Source organism: Sphingomonas sp. UYEF23, from assembly GCF_040546165.1.
In the GTDB taxonomy this organism is placed as follows: Bacteria; Pseudomonadota; Alphaproteobacteria; order Sphingomonadales; family Sphingomonadaceae; genus Sphingomonas; species Sphingomonas glacialis.
In genome coordinates this window covers 155,946-171,049 of the sequence record NZ_JBEPNG010000004.1, presented here as the reverse complement: position 1 = coordinate 171,049, position 15,104 = coordinate 155,946, and the positions used below count along the sequence as shown (strand labels likewise).

Sequence of the window (15,104 nt, the reverse complement as noted above, 5' to 3'; positions counted from 1 at the left end):
CTTCTCCGAAACATAGCGAAAACGTCACGCTCCCGTCACGCGACGCGGATAGGGCCTCGGCGACGCGGGCACATTGGGAATCCCCAATCAACGCCGCGAGCGGGGGAAAATCATGATGTTCGGACAAATCCGGGCGCGTAGCTTCGCGTCCAAGGCAGGCCTGTGCGCGGCGCTGCTCGGCTCCACCGCGCTACCGGCATATGCCGCCGATGTAACGGGCCGCGTGCTCGATCCGCAGACCGGCGCGGCCTTGCCGGGCGCGACGATCTCCGCTGCGGGTCGCACCGCGGTCGCCGACCGCGACGGCATGTTCGTGATCCGCGATCTCGCGCCCGGTCCGGTCGAGCTGACCTTCACCTATGTCGGCTATCCGACCGTGACGCGCAGCACGACCTCGAGCGACCGCGCGACGGTCGTCGAGTTCCGGCTCGATCCGCCATCGGGCGACACGAGCGGCGGCGAGATCGTCGTCACCGGACAACGCGCCGCCGAGCGCCGCGCACTCCAAGCCAAGCGCTCGTCCAACTTCATCTCCGACACGCTCAACGCCAATGACGTCGGCAAGCTGCCCGACCAGAACGTCGCCGAAGCGGTGCGCCGCCTGCCCGGCATCTCGGTCGCGAACGATCAGGGCGAAGGGCGCTACGTCATCATCCGGGGCGTCAATCCCAACCTCGCCAACGTCACCGTCAACGGCCAGACCGCCCCCGCACCCGAGCCCGAGAGCCGCCAGGTCAAGCTCGACGACATCCCCTCCTCGCTGATCGGCTCGGTCACCGTCGTCAAATCGCTCACCCCCGACCGCGACGCCAATGCCATCGCGGGTCAGGTCGACATCAACACGCTGACCGCGTTCGACCGCACCAAGGCGTTCGCCAACGCGCGGATCGTCAGCGGCTACAATACGCTCAACAGCCGCAGCCCGTATGAGGGTGATATCACTGCGGGGACGCGCTTCGGTCCCGACAGGACCTTCGGCGTCGTGCTCTCGGGCAACTATTCGAGCCGACCGATCGAATCCGAGAACCTGCAAGGCTCGTCGAACTGGGGCACCCCGACCGGCGCGAGCCGCGCGCTGCCCGACGATTACCGGTTGCGCGACTACAATCTCAACCGCACCCGCTACGGCGTGGTCGGCAATTTCGACTGGCGGCCAAGCTCCGACGTCAGCGTCTATCTCCGCACGCTCTATTCGACCTTCAAGGACCACGAGACGCGCGATCAGTCGCGGATCGAGATCCCGGTCACCTACGCGACGACCAACGCCGCTGGCGTCACCGCGCAGCCGACCGCAGCGCAGCAGGCGGTCAATGCCACGATCTCGAACGGCGGCACCTTCAGCGGCCGCGGCACGCGCTTCCTGCGGCTGCGCAACGAGGATGACTCGACCTTCTCGGGCGAGCTCGGCGGCAAGTTCCGCTTTGGCGGGTCGGAGCTGCAGGTCGAGGGCACCTACAGCAAGGCGCTCAAGAAAGACCCGCTGCGCTCGGAATTCTCGTTCCGCACCGGCAGCACCGCGCTGACCGGCCTGTCGCTCGACCTCGCCGACACGCTGTTCAGGGTCAACACCGCCAATGGCACGCCGTACAACAGCGCGCTCTACAACGGCTATCGCGTGACGTACGACCGCCGTCGCGCCGCGGAAAACCTCTACCAGGCGCGCGCCGACCTGACGATCCCGATCGGCGTCGGCAGCGACAGCACGATCAAGCTCGGCGGCAAGTTCCAGAAGACCGAAAAGTCCAACAATCGCGACTTCCAGCAATATTCGCTCGGCAGCACGCTCGCCGCGACCGGGGTTGCGGGCGACGACGGCAGCGCGATCTATGACGGCCGCTATCCGGTCGGCCCGCGGATCAACTACGATCAGGCGCAGACCTATTACACCGTCACCAACCCCGCCGCGCGGACCCAGAGCGCTTCGGACTCTGCCACGTCGGTCGCCAACTCGCTGGTCAACGATTACGACCTCAGCGAGAAGGTCTATGCCGGCTACATCATGGGCACGTTCACGTTTGCCAAGCTGACGATCGTCCCCGGCGTCCGCGTCGAGCACACCGACGGCACATACAAGGGCAAGGCCTTCACCGCGACCTCGCTGGTGAGCCAGGGTTACAACGTCTCGAATTCGCGCGCCTATACCGATGCCTTTCCCGATCTCACCGTGCGCCTCGACGCAACCGACCGCCTCGTGCTGCGCGCCGCCGTCACCACCGCGATCGGCCGGCCGGACTATAATCTGCTCGCGCCCTACGTGAACGTGAGCGACACCACGCCCAACGCCGGCGTCGTCGCGCTCGGGAACCCCAACCTCAAGCCCTACAAGGCGGTGTCGGGCGATCTATCGGCCGAATATTATCTCGCGGGCCAGGGAATCGTTTCGATAGCGGGCTTCTACAAGCATCTCGACGACCCGATCTTCACCGTCGGCACGACGCAAGGCGGCACCTTCGGCGGCACGACCTTCACTCGCGCACTGGTCACGCAGCCGGTCAATGGCGACAGCGCCAAGATCTACGGCGTCGAGGCCAATCTCCAGGCGCAGCTGACCTTCCTGCCGGGCGCGCTGTCGGGCTTCGGCGTGTCGGGGAATTTCACCTATACCGATGGATCGTCGCGCGGCGTGATCGGCCGGGCGGGCTCGGTGCGCAATCTGCTCCAGTCGAAATATATCGGCACGGCGCAGCTCTATTACGAGAAATACGGCCTGACCGGACGCCTCGCCTACACCTATCGCTCGGCCTATCTCGACACGCTCGGCGCGAGCGCGGCGACCGACCAATATACCGACGAGAACAATTCGCTCGATGCGCGGATCGGCTATTCGCCGGTCAAGCAGTTCACCGTGTTCGTCGAGGCGAGCAATCTGCTCGATTCCCCCTGGCGGCGCTAACAGGCGGTCAAGACGCAGCTGATCGAGAACGAGCGCTATCGCCAGACCTTTCGTATCGGCGTTCAGCTCGCTTATTGAGCGGCGGCGGCGAGCGGATAGAGCATCGCGACGTTGCACCGTTCGTATCGGGCGCCGAACTCCGCCATGATTCCCGGATCATGGCGGAAGCCGGCTTTCTCGTAGAGGCGGATCGCCGTAGCGCTCTTGGTATTGCTGAGCAGATACAGCCGCCGCGCGCCCATCGCCGTGGCGCGCGCGATGACGGCGTCGAGCAGGAATGCCCCCGCACCGCGCCCGCGCGCGGTGTCGAGCACGCCCATCTTGGTCAGCTCATATTGGTCCTGCCCGGTCCGCTGCAGCGCGCACGCGCCGACAATGCCGAGACCCGCCACCTCGACGAACAGGATATCGCCGCCCGGCGCGATGACCCGCTCGAACGGATGTTCGAGCACGTCGCGATCGGTCTGCTCGAGCCGATACATCGCGCCGATCCACTGCGCGTTGATGTCGTGGAAGGCGGGAGCAAGCGCGTCGCTATAGGCGTGAATCGTCAGGCCCGTCATCGTCGCTTACCCCCTGCCCCGCCTTACTTCTTCTTCATCGCCTCGATCAGCGCCTTGACCTCCTGGCTCCGACCGCTTGGCAGGATCAAGATGTCATTGCCGCTGGCAACGACGATCAGATTGTCGACCCCGACCATGGCGATCCGGACACCATCGCTGCGCACCAGGCAATTGGTCGTGTCGATCGCGATCACTTCGCCTTGATGCGAATTGCCCGCAGCGTCGCGCTCGCTGATGTCCTGCAGCGCGTCCCAGCTGCCGAGATCGCTCCAGCCCATCTTCACCGGCACGACGGCAACGCGCTCGGCCTTTTCCATCACCGCGTAATCGATCGACTCTGCGGGCGAAGCAGCAAAAGCTTCGGCCTCGGGATAGATCCGCTTGCCCTCGTGGCGCGCATTTTCCATCGATGCCTTGCACGCGGTGAGCGTCTCGGGATCATGCTGCGCCAGCGCTTCGAGATAGGAATCGGCGCGGAACAGGAAAATACCACCGTTCCAGGCATGATCGCCAGCGGCGAGCATCGCTTCGGCCGCGTCGCGCGGCGGCTTTTCGACGAACTTGGCGACGCGATGGACCCCGGTCGCCAGTTTCTCGCCCATATGGATATAGCCGTAGCCCGTCTCGGGCGCATGCGGATCGATCCCGAAGGTGACCAGCCAGCCCTGCTGGACCAGTGGCAACGCAGCTTCGATCGCGGCATGGAACGCCGGCACGTCGAGAATCACGTGATCCGACGGCATGATCAGCAGCGCGGCGTCGCCCGACCCCGCCGCGATCGCTGCCAGAGCGATCGCCGGTGCGGTATTGCGCCCGATCGGCTCGAGGATGAGCGCATCGGCCGTGGCGGACGCTGCTTCGAGTTGCTCTTCCACCATCGCTGCATGCTTGGCATTGGCGACGACGATCGGCGCATTGAACCGCGCGCCCTGGGCGCGACGGGCGGTGAGCTGGAGCATCGTTTCGTCGGAGGTCAGCGCCAGCATCTGCTTGGGCATGGCTGGCGTGGACATCGGCCACAGTCGCGTGCCCGACCCGCCCGATAGGATTACAGGGACAATCGTCTGTGGCTGTGGCATAAAGTTCCTCCTAGGTCGCGGCGCTGTAGCGGCTCGCGCGGCGGAAGGTAATCCCTTGTTCCATCCCGATCCGGCCCTTTTAGCTTTTCTTTGTCAATTTCTGCGACAGCGGCATGCCCGTGTCGGAATCGCTTACATCCCCCGCGCGGGCGCGGACGAGGTCCACCGCTGATGATCAGGTTGTTCAAGCACTATATTCCCAACGCCGTGCTGCTGCTCGGGATGATCGACTTCGTCCTGCTGATCGCGGCGGGGGAGATCGGCTACACGCTGCGAATGGGCCAGTTGCTCATGCCGATGACGCCGATGCAAGCGCGCATCCCGCAACTGCTGACCTTCGCCGCGTCGCTCGAAATGGCAATGGTCGCGGTTGGGGTGTACGGCGCGGGCGCGCTGCAGTCGTTGCGCTACGCGACGGCGCGGCTGCTTGTGGCGATTTCGCTCGGCGTGATCTTCCTGAGCGTCGTCTTCTTCCTCCTGCCATCGGCGAGCTTCTGGCGGTCCAATCTGTTCTACGCGATGGGGATCGCAGCGCTGCTGCTGATCGCGCTGCGAATCCTCATCGGCAAGCTGATCGGCGGGCAGGCGTTCAAGCGGCGCGTCGTCGTGCTCGGTGCCGGCGCGCGCGCAGCGCGGCTCAAGGCGCTCGCGCAGACGCCGGGCGCGGGGTTCGTCGTCGTCGGCTATATCTCAATGAGCGAGGCCGCGCGCGTCATTCCCGAGGCGATCGCGCGCGATGCAATCTATAACCTCGCCGATCACGTCGTCTTGCTCAACGCCAGCGAAGTCGTGCTCGCGCTCGAGGAACGCCGCAACGCCTTGCCGCTCAAGGATCTGTTGCGAATCAAGACCACCGGCGTCCACGTCAACGAGATCTCGACCTTCCTCGAACGCGAAACCGGCCGAGTCGACCTGCAAAGCGTCAACCCGAGCTGGCTGATCTTCTCCGACGGGTTTTCGTCCGGCCGCGTCTTCTCCAGCCTGTTCAAGCGCGTGTTCGACGTCACCGCGAGCCTTATCCTGCTCACCCTAACGCTCCCGCTGATCCTGCTCACCGCGATCGCGATCAAGCTCGAGAGCAAGGGGCCGGCGTTTTATCGGCAGCGCCGCGTCGGGCTCTACAATGTCGGCTTCGACTGCGTGAAACTGCGCTCGATGCGGATCGACGCCGAGGTCGCCGGGCAAGCCGTCTGGGCCGAAAAGAACGATCCGCGGATCACGCGCGTCGGGCGCATTATCCGCAAGCTCCGGATCGACGAACTGCCGCAGACCTGGTCGGTGCTCAAGGGCGAGATGAGCTTTGTCGGCCCGCGGCCCGAGCGTCCGCAATTCGTCGAGGATCTCGAGCAGCAGCTGCCCTATTACGCCGAACGGCACATGGTGAAGCCGGGGATCACCGGCTGGGCACAGATCAACTATCCGTACGGCGCGTCGATCGAGGACAGCCGGCAAAAGCTCGAATACGATCTCTATTACGCGAAGAACTATTCGCCCTTTCTCGATCTGTTGATCCTCCTGCAGACGGTCCGCGTCGTGTTGTGGCCAGAGGGCGCGCGATGACGGGCACCGCCACGCTCATCCTGTGGAGCCATGCGCTCGCCGCCTTTCTCTTCGCGGGCGTCGCCGCGTCGCGGCTGCGCGAGCGCGGCAAGGGCCTGCCGCGTTTGCCGCTGGTCTGCGCGCTCGGACTGACCGCTTTGTGGGCGCTGGCGGTCGCCGGGATCGAAGCGAGCGATGTCGTCACGCGCGTCGCCGAAGGACTGCGCAATCTTGCCTGGCTCGCCTTCATGCATGCGCTCGTACGGCACGACCTCCCGGTGCGCGAGCGCCGCGCGATCGGCGTCATCTATGGCGTGGTCGCCCTCGTCAGCGCCGCCGGGATCGGGCTCGCGATCCTCGAACAGGCCGTTGGCGTTCCGCTCATTCCGCAAGTCGCCGCCGTGCGCTTGCTTCTGCGCAGCATGGTCGCGATCGTGGCGCTGTTGCTGGTCCACCACCTTTACGCCACCGCCACGCCGCGCTCGCGCGCAGGGTTACGCCTGGTCGTCTTCGCGCTCGGGGCGATGTGGGGCATCGACTTGCTGCTCTATGTTTCGGCTTATATCAGCGGCGGCGCACCGACCGCGCTGACGATCGGGCGCGGTTTCGTGATGGCGCTCGTCGCGCCGGTGCTCGCGGTCGCGGTCCAGCGCAATGGCGAGTGGACGCTGCAAGTTTCGCGCACCGTCGCGTGGCAGACCGTCTCGTTCGCGGTGACCTTGCTCTACGCCGCAGTGATGTTCGTCGCGACCAGCGCGATCGCCTCGATCAGCGGCGACAATGCGCGGCTATGGCAAACCGCCTTCGTCTTCGGTTCGACCGCTGCCGGGGTGACGATCCTGTCGTCGCCATGGGTGCGCGCCTGGGCCAAGGTGAAGGTCTCCAAACACTTCTTCCGGCATCGCTACGATTATCGCGCCGAGTGGATCCGTTTCACCGACACGCTCGGGAAGCCCGACGATGCCGCCTCGCTCGACGCGCGGATCGTCAAGGCGGTCGCCGATCTTACCGATTCTCCCGCCGGGCTGCTGCTCGTGCCCGATGGCGCGGGACTCGGCGTCGGCGCCGGGTGGAATTGGGACGCGCCCAGCGCTGGCGCCGAGGCCGCCCTGGTCACGCATCTCGCAAGGACGGGGCGGATCGTCGAACTCGATGCGGTCCGCGCCGATACGACCGACGCGGCGGAAAGCGCGAGCGTACCGATCTGGATGCTCGACTCCGATGGCTGGGTGTTGCTGCCGCTCGTCCATCTCGACCGGCTGCAAGGGGCGATCCTGCTCGCCCGCCCGCCGATCGACCGCGCGCTCGACTGGGAGGATTTCGACCTGTTGCGCATCGCCGGACGCCAGGTCGCGAGCTATCTGGCGGAAGAGCGCGCGCAATCGGCGCTCGCCGAGGCCAAGCGCTTCGACGAATTCAACCGCCGCTTCGCCTTCATCCTGCACGACATCAAGAATCTCGTCAGCCAGTTGAGCCTCGTCGCGCGCAATGCCGAGCGCCATGCCGACAACCCGGCCTTCCGCGCCGACATGATCGCAACGCTGCAGGATTCGGCGGGGCGGATGAATGATTTGCTCGCGCGGCTGTCGCAGCATCATCACACGCGCGCCGAGGAGCTTCGCCCGGTCGAGGTGCTCGCGCTCGCCGAACTGGTCGCGGCGCGGCGACGCGCCCAGCATCCGGTCGTGGTGAGCGGCACACCCGTATTCGCACACGCCGATCCCTTCCGGCTCGAGCAAGCGCTCGGCCACCTGCTGCAGAATGCGATCGAGGCAAGCCCACCGACCGAACCCGTCACGCTCGCGGTTTCGGGCGATGCCAAGCGCGTATCGATCGCGGTGATCGACCAAGGCTGCGGGATGAGCCCGGCGTTCCTGCGCGAACAGCTCTTCAAGCCCTTCGCGTCGTCCAAACCGGGCGGCTTCGGCATCGGTGCGTTCGAGGCGCGGCAGCTGGCCGAGGCGATGGGCGGCAGCGTCGCGGTCGAAAGCCGCGAGGGCGCCGGCACGACTTTCCATGTCACGCTCACTGCAGCGCGGACGATCTCGCTGGACCAGGCCGCATGACCGACAAACCCAAATTGCTGATCGTCGAGGACGATCTCGGCCTGCAGCGCCAGTTGCGCTGGGCGTATGAAGGCTATTCTGTCGTCACCGCGGTCGATCGCACTACCGCGCTCGACGCGATCCGCGCCGAGGAGCCCGCGGTCGTCACGCTCGATCTCGGCCTGCCGCCAGACCCCGACGGGACCAGCGAAGGCTTTGCCACGCTTGCCGAAATCCTTCGGCTCAAGCCCGATACCAAAGTGATCGTCGCATCTGGCCACGGCGCACGCGACAGCGCGCGCCAGGCGATCGCCGATGGCGCGTGGGACTTCTATGCCAAGCCGATCGACATCGACGCGCTCGGGCTGATCGTCGCGCGCGCGTTCCACGTTCACGCGCTCGAAGCCGAAAACCGCCGCCTTGCTGCGCGCAGCAGCGGCACCGGGCTCGGCGGCATGATCACCGCGAGCCCCGAAATGCTCAAGGTCACGCGCACGATCGAACGCGTCGCGGGTGCCGACGTGTCGGTGATGCTGCTCGGCGCGAGCGGCACGGGCAAGGAACTGCTCGCCCGCGGCCTGCACGATGCCAGCCCGCGCGCGAAGGGCGCGTTCGTCGCGATCAACTGCGCCGCCATCCCCGAGACCTTGCTCGAAAGCGAGCTGTTCGGCCACGAAAAGGGCGCGTTCACCGGCGCGGTCAAGACCACCGAAGGCAAGATCGAACAAGCACAGGGCGGCACGCTGTTCCTCGACGAAATCGGCGACGTGCCGCTGCCGCTCCAGGTCAAGCTGTTGCGCTTCCTGCAGGAGCGCACGATCGAGCGGATCGGCGGCCGCAAGGCGATCGCGGTCGACACACGGATCGTGTGCGCGACGCACCAGGACGTCGACGCGATGGTCGCGGCGGGCACGTTCCGCGAGGATCTCTACTATCGCCTCGCCGAGATCGTCGTACGCATCCCCGCGCTCGCCGAACGCAGCGGCGACGCTGCCCTGCTCGCGCAGCATTTCCTCAAACTCTATGCCGCGTCGATGCGCTCGGGGGTCACCGGCCTCGCGCCCGACGCACGCGCGGCGATCGCGTCGTGGCCATGGCCGGGCAATGTCCGCGAGCTCGAGAACCGCATGAAGCGCGCCGTGATCATGGCCGAGGGCAAACTCGTGACCGCCGCCGATCTCGATCTTGCCGAGGGTCGCGACGAGCTGCCGCTCAATCTGCGCGCAGCGCGTGAAGGCGCCGACCGCGCGACGATCACCCAGGCGCTGGCGCGCGCCGAGGGCAATATTTCCAACACTGCCAAATTGTTGGGCGTCAGCCGACCGACGCTCTATGATCTGCTGAAGAGCTATGACCTGCATGCATAAGTCCCTGCCGTATCTCCTCGGATCGGTCGCCACGATAGCCGCTGCGGGCCTGCTCGCGGTCGGCTGCAGCGCGCCGGCGCGCGCCGATGCCACCACCGCCCGCACCGAGCTCGCGCTGAGCGCGAAGGCGCTCGGAATCGGAAACTACAGTGCCGCGCGCAACCACGCACAAGCCGCGATCAAGGCGGATCCGAAATCGGGGCTCGCGCATGCGATGCTCGCGCGCAGCTTCGTGTCGGTCGGCGACGGGATCGCCGCGGAGGGCGAAGTCACGCGCGCTCGTGCGGCCGGATTCGATCCGGCCCGCACGCATCATTTGCTCGCACAGGCCTGGCTGCTTCAGGGGCAAGCCAACCGCGCGCTCGCGGAGGCTGGCAAGGCGCCGCCGCGCTATGCCGGCTACGCAATCCGCATCGGCGCTCGCGCCTTGGCGGCGGGGGGCGATCCGGCGCGCGCGCAAGGCGTGCTCGCCACGCTGCTCGCCGATACGCCGAACGACAGCTTCGCCTGGTCCGATCTTGGCCGCATCCAGTATCAGATGGGCAATCTCGCAGGCGCGATCACCGCCGCGCAGCGCGCGACAGCGGCGAACGCCAACAATGTCGAGGCGCTGACGCTGCGCGGCGAACTCGTCCGCGCGCAATACGGGCTGGTCGCGGCGCTTCCGTGGTTCGAGGCCGCGCTCGCGCACGATGCCTATTACGTCCCCGCCTTGATCGAATATGCCGCGACGCTCGGCGAGGTCGGGCGCTATCAGGACATGCTCGCCGCGACGCGCAAGGCGCTCGCCGCGCGCCCGGGCAGCGTGCAAGCACTCTATCTCCAGGCGGTGCTCGCTGCGCGCGCCGGCAAGGACGATTTGGCACGCCAACTGATGGCCCGCACCAAGGGCCAGCTCGACGCCATGCCCGGCGCGCTGCTGCTCAACGGCACGCTCGCGTATAAGGCCGGCGTGTACCAGCAGGCGATCGATTCCTGGACGCTGCTCGTCGGCCAGCAACCCACCAACATCGTCGCGCGGCGTTTGCTCGGCGCGGCCCTGCTGCGCTCGGGCGATGCGCGCGGCGCGCTCGATATGCTCAAGCCGATCGCGCTCCGGGCCGATGCCGACAGCTATACGCTGTCGCTCGTCGGGCGCGCGTTCGAACAGTCGGGCGAGCGCGACTGGGCGGCGACATATCTCGACCGCTCGGCACTTCCCGTGCAGGTCGGGTCGACGCCATTCGGCACCGATGATGGTCTGGCCGGATTGAGCCTCGCCGCACACACCGCGCCCGACGAGCCGGTCGCGCAGCTCGGGCTGGTGCGCGGCCTGCTCGAAGCGGGGGATACCGCCGCCGCGCTCGCCAAGGCGCAGAGCCTCGTCGCGCTGACACCGGGCGCGCCCAGCGCCTATCTCGCGCTTGGCGACACGCTGATGGCGATGAACCGCGCGGGCGATGCCGCCAATGCCTATCGCCGCGCGATCGACATCCGCTTCGACGAACCGACGATGCTGCGCACGGTCGATGCGCTCGACCGCGCGGGCCGCCGCGCCGAGGCAGCGAATGTCCTCGCCTTGTTCGTGTCGCAAAACCCGCAGAACATCGCGGGCCAGCGCCTCACCGCGCATTGGCAGATCGCCGGCGGCGATTGGGACGCGGCGATCGAGACGCTCGAAAGCTTGCGGCAGCGGATCGGCAATCGCGACGCGGCTTTGCTCGCCGAACTGTCCTATGCCTATACCGGCGAAGGCGATGCGGTGACGGGCAGGGTGTTCGGCAAGGCCGCCTATGCGCTCGCGCCGATGAACCCGGCGACGACCGATGCCTATGGCTGGGCGCTGTACCAGCAGGGCAAGAGCGCGCTGGCTTTGCAACTGCTCGAAAAGGCCGCGTCGATCGCACCCGAGAAGTCGGACCTGCGCTGGCACCTTGGCCAGGCCTATGCCGATCTCGATCGCAATGCCGAGGCCAAGACGCAGATCCGCGCGGCGCTTGCCGATCCGGGCTTCGAGGATCGTGCCGCGGCGCTCGCGGCGCTGAAGGTGCTCGGCTAGCCGCGCGATCGCGGCTTCGGGCATGCCGTGTGGAGGCGACGAACGGGCTCACCTAGCGAAGCCGCCGCCCGCAGTGTAGCAGGCACGGCATGACCGAGCCCAGCACCGATCCCCTCGCCCGCATCGCCGCCGCGCTCGAACGCCTTGCACCGCCGCTGCCCGCAAGCGCCGATCCGCTTACGCACCCTGCCTATGTGTGGCGTGGCACAGTGCTCGAACCGGTGCGCGACTTCCGTCCCTTGCCGCTCGAGCGGCTTCACGGCGTCGATGCGCAGCGCGGCGCGATGCTCGACAATGCGCGCCATCTGGCGGCCAAGGCCGCAGCGCACGACGTGCTGCTGTGGGGCGCGCGCGGCACCGGCAAGTCCGCGCTGGTCAAGGCGGTGACCGGCGCGGTGCAGGCCGAGGGCGGCGCGCTGGCGCTGGTCGAGATCGTGACGGCGCAGCTCGACACGCTGCCCGCGTTGTTCGCGCTGATCGCCGAGTGCCCCCGTGCGTTCCTGCTGTTCATCGACGATCTCGGATTCGACGCCGCCGCCGACGGGCGCGCTTTGCGCTCGATGCTCGATGGCGGGGCGGAAGCGCGGCCGGCCAATGCCCGGCTCGTCGTCACCTCGAACCGCCGCCATCTCGTCCCGCGCGAGATGATCGACCAGCCGAATGCGGTGAATCCGCGCGACGCCGCCGACGACGCGCTGGCGCTCGCCGATCGCTTCGGGCTGAGCCTTGGTTTTCACGTGGTCGACCAGGACGGGTATCTGGCGATCGTCGCGAGCTATGCGACGGCGTATGCGTTGCCGTTCGATCCGATGGATGCTGTCGGTTTTGCCACGCGGCGTGGCGCGCGCTCGGGGCGGGTGGCGTGGCATTACATCGTCGAGCTGGCCGGGCGGCAGGGGCGCTCGTTGGGGTAACGGAGTCGCCCCGCCCTCTCCCGCATGCGGGAGAGGCCACGGAGACTTGGTTCGCCTCCTTCAGGCGGACCTAGTCGCAGTCGGTAGGGGCCTTCTGTCGCGCTTGAAGAAGAAGGCCCTCACCCAACCCTCTCCCGCAAGCGGGAGAGGGCTAGGAACGATAGATCGCCCGCAGGCTCACCCCTGCCCTTCGACCATTTCCGCCAGCTCGAGCCAGCGCAGTTCGGCCGCCGTTTTGTCTTCCTGTGCCTGGCCGATCGCCTCCATCAGCCGCTCGAACGCGTCGGGGTCGCGCGTGTAGAGATCGGGGTCCTCGAGCAGCGTCTGGTCGCGCGCGATCGCGGCGTCGAGCGCCTCGATCCGCTTGGGCAGCTGCTCGTAATCGCGCTGATCCTTGTACGTCAGCTTGACCTTCGCGCCTGGCGCCGTCGGAGCAGCGACCGAAACCGCGTTCCTGGCGATCGCGCCGCGCTTGGTCGGCGCCTTGGCTTTCCGCCGACGCTCCCAATCCTCATAGCCGCCCGCGACGACATCGACCGTACCCGAGCCGTCGAGCCCGAGCGTGATCGTCACCGTGCGATCGAGGAAGTCGCGGTCGTGGCTGACGATCAGCACGGTGCCTTCATAATCGCCGATCACGTCCTGCAGCAGGTCGAGCGTCTCGAGGTCGAGATCGTTGGTCGGCTCGTCGAGGATGAGCAGGTTCGACGGCTTGGCGAACTCGCGCGCGAGCAGCAGGCGCGAGCGCTCGCCGCCCGACAGCGTGCCGATCTTGGCGTCGAGCACGCCGGGTTCGAACAGGAAGTCCTTCAGATAGCCGACGACATGCTTGCGCGAGCCCTGCACCTCGACCCAGTCACCGCCGTCGGCGAGCACGTCGCGGATCGTCTTGTCAGGCTCCATCTTGCTGCGCTGCTGGTCGATGACGATACGCTCGAGCCCCTGCGCCATCTTGATCGTGCCGTGGTCGGGCGCGAGTTCGCCGGTGAGCAGCTTGAGCAAGGTCGACTTGCCAGCACCGTTCGCGCCGACGATGCCGATGCGGTCCTTGCGTGTCACGCGCAGCGTCAGATCGTCGATGATCGTGCGGTCGCCGAACGCCTTGGTGATGTGCTTGGCGTCGATGACCACCTTCGACTTGGCGTCGCCGGTGCCGATCGAGAGGTTGGCGGCGCCCGCCGGGCCGACCATCGACGCGCGTTCGGCGCGCATCTCGACCAGCTTGGTGAGGCGGCCCTGGTTGCGCTTGCGGCGCCCGGTGACGCCGCGCAGCAGCCAATGCTCCTCGAGCTTCAGCTTGGCGTCGAGCTTCTCGGCGTTGCGCGCCTCGTCGGCATAGACCGCTTCGGTCCACGCATCAAAGCCGCCGAAACCGATCTCGGCACGGCGCAGATTGCCACGGTCCATCCACAGCGTTTGCTTGGTCAGCTTGGTGAGGAAAGTGCGGTCATGGCTGATCACGACGAACGCGCCGCGGAAGCGCTGGAGCCATTCCTCGATCCATTCGATCGCGCCGATGTCGAGATGGTTGGTCGGCTCGTCGAGCAGCAGCACGTCGGGGTTCTGCGCGAAGGCGCGCACGATCGCGGCACGGCGGCGCTCGCCGCCCGATGCCTTGGCGGCCTCGCGGGTAAGGTCGATGCCGAGCTGGTCGGCGATCGCTTCGGCCTCGTGCTGGCGCGGGGCGTCGTCGCCGCCGAGAACATAATCGGCGAGCGTCGTGCAGCCGGTCATTGCCGGCTCCTGTTCGAGCAGGATCACGCGCGTGCCGGGGACGATCGTGCGGCGGCCCTCGTCGCTGTCGATCTTGTTGCCGAGCAGCTTCATCAGCGTGGTCTTGCCAGCGCCGTTGCGGCCGATCAGCGCGAGCCGATCGCGCGGGCCGATGTGGATGTCGAGGTTCCGAAAGAGCCATCCGGAGCCCTGGATGACGCCGAGATTTTCGTATGCGAGGATTGGTGCTAATGCCATGGCCGCGCGGCCTAGCGATTTAGCGTGGGTAAATCGAGGCTAAAGCGCGGGTGCGGATGAGGCCGCATGAAGCGCGGTCCGCTCGAGCAGGATCCTAGCCGTCACCCCGGCCTTGTGCCGGGGTCCACCGGGCCGCGCGGACATCGTGACGAATTGCGGTTTGTGCCCGCTGCTTGGTGGACCCCGGCACGCGGCCGGGGTGACGACGACTGGCTCTGGCTAGGAAACGGACGGTGCGCCCCGCCGCGGCAAAGCCGCGTCGTCGAACGGGTTCGCCGGCGCGACCCGCCGGCCGGCCTTGCGCGAGTCAGCCGGGCGTGGCCGGCTGCCGCGCTTCGGCTCATTCACAGGCTGTTCAATCCTGCGCCCCTATGCAAAGCCGATGTCGATGATCGTAACCGTCTTGTTGGGACTGGCCACTGCCACCGCCCCGCCCCCGCTGGCGGGCGTCTGGCTGCAACATGTCGATCAACGCGAAGCGTGGCGCGCGCGGCGCGAGGGCCGCATCCTGCCGATCCGCGAGATCGAGGGGCGCGTGCTGCCGACGATGCGTGGCAGCCAGTATCTCGGCTTCGATTTCGACGCCGACCGCGGGATTTACACGCTCAAGTTCCTGCGCGATGGAACCGTCATCTGGGTCGAGGTCGACGGCCGTACCGGCCAGATCATCGGCCGCACCGGCAATTGAGCGCGTT

General features: G+C 67.1%; 10 protein-coding genes. 7 read left to right on the top strand and 3 right to left on the bottom strand.

Features of this window, described 5'->3' with window-relative positions; all coding sequences use genetic code 11:
• Positions 1-115 precede the first annotated feature (115 nt).
• Positions 116-2,893 (top strand): TonB-dependent receptor, encoded by a 2,778-nt coding sequence (locus ABIB28_RS09675; RefSeq protein ID WP_354287976.1) that lies wholly within the window; start codon positions 116-118, stop codon positions 2,891-2,893.
• Positions 2,894-2,964: 71 nt separating this feature from the next.
• Here the strand turns inward: ABIB28_RS09675 and ABIB28_RS09670 are convergent, their stop codons facing one another.
• Positions 2,965-3,456 (bottom strand): GNAT family N-acetyltransferase, encoded by a 492-nt coding sequence (locus ABIB28_RS09670; RefSeq protein ID WP_354287975.1) that lies wholly within the window; start codon positions 3,454-3,456, stop codon positions 2,965-2,967.
• 23 nt (positions 3,457-3,479) lie between these two features.
• Positions 3,480-4,535 (bottom strand): mannose-1-phosphate guanylyltransferase/mannose-6-phosphate isomerase, encoded by a 1,056-nt coding sequence (locus ABIB28_RS09665; RefSeq protein ID WP_322162625.1) that lies wholly within the window; start codon positions 4,533-4,535, stop codon positions 3,480-3,482.
• Between the two features lie 171 nt (positions 4,536-4,706).
• Here ABIB28_RS09665 and ABIB28_RS09660 point away from each other — a divergent pair, with 171 nt between their 5' ends.
• The 5 genes from ABIB28_RS09660 to ABIB28_RS09640 all read left to right on the top strand — a co-directional run bounded on the left by ABIB28_RS09660 (position 4,707) and on the right by ABIB28_RS09640 (position 12,438).
• Entirely contained in the window at positions 4,707-6,095 is a 1,389-nt protein-coding gene (locus ABIB28_RS09660; RefSeq protein ID WP_133186576.1) for a TIGR03013 family XrtA/PEP-CTERM system glycosyltransferase, read from the top strand.
• Entirely contained in the window at positions 6,092-8,140 is a 2,049-nt protein-coding gene (gene prsK / locus ABIB28_RS09655; protein ID WP_354287974.1) for an XrtA/PEP-CTERM system histidine kinase PrsK, read from the top strand. The genes ABIB28_RS09660 and prsK overlap by 4 nt, the downstream gene beginning before the upstream one ends.
• Complete coding sequence (gene prsR, locus ABIB28_RS09650) at positions 8,137-9,486, top strand: PEP-CTERM-box response regulator transcription factor (protein WP_133186572.1); 1,350 nt, start codon at positions 8,137-8,139, stop codon at positions 9,484-9,486. Before prsK ends, prsR begins: the two co-directional genes overlap by 4 nt.
• Positions 9,479-11,524: a tetratricopeptide repeat protein gene (locus tag ABIB28_RS09645; protein ID WP_354287973.1), complete on the top strand. Its 2,046-nt coding sequence runs from the start codon at positions 9,479-9,481 to the stop codon at positions 11,522-11,524. The genes prsR and ABIB28_RS09645 overlap by 8 nt, the downstream gene beginning before the upstream one ends.
• An 89-nt stretch (positions 11,525-11,613) precedes the next feature.
• On the top strand, positions 11,614-12,438 hold the full coding sequence (locus ABIB28_RS09640) for a DUF815 domain-containing protein (RefSeq protein WP_354287972.1): 825 nt from the start codon (positions 11,614-11,616) through the stop codon (positions 12,436-12,438).
• A gap of 177 nt (positions 12,439-12,615) precedes the next feature.
• Here the strand turns inward: ABIB28_RS09640 and ABIB28_RS09635 are convergent, their stop codons facing one another.
• Positions 12,616-14,409: an ABC-F family ATP-binding cassette domain-containing protein gene (locus tag ABIB28_RS09635; protein WP_133186566.1), complete on the bottom strand. Its 1,794-nt coding sequence runs from the start codon at positions 14,407-14,409 to the stop codon at positions 12,616-12,618.
• Positions 14,410-14,791: 382 nt separating this feature from the next.
• Between ABIB28_RS09635 and ABIB28_RS09630 the strand changes: the two genes are divergently transcribed.
• Entirely contained in the window at positions 14,792-15,097 is a 306-nt protein-coding gene (locus tag ABIB28_RS09630; RefSeq protein ID WP_354287971.1) for a PepSY domain-containing protein, read from the top strand.
• Positions 15,098-15,104 lie beyond the last annotated feature (7 nt).